1 protein-coding gene is annotated in these 255 nt (G+C 55.3%); it reads right to left on the bottom strand.

The features are described 5' to 3' along the window. Positions 1-255, bottom strand: a 255-nt coding sequence (locus tag AC1RPG_RS08865) for a hypothetical protein (protein WP_481762618.1), incomplete at both ends; no start/stop codon positions are given.

Genomic DNA, 255 nt, shown 5'->3' on the forward strand with positions numbered 1-255 from the left:
GTCGTAGACCCAGCACTGGTTCTCTTTGCTCCACACCATCAGGTCCGGAGGATTATCGAGTTCTGTGCATGCCGCTACATACTCGATGCCGAGCGGAACTGCTCCCATCAGCCATGTTTCGAGTGCGACCTCGACGGCGCTCCGTGTCTGCGCATCGTTGAGCATAGAATTATCGTAGATCGTGTTGAGGAACACGGCCTCGATGCCCGCCAGCAACTCATGGACCGTATTAAGCACTGGTGGTCGGGTCATTTT

This window comes from Dellaglioa sp. CoH-57-MRSF-18 (assembly GCF_056781995.1).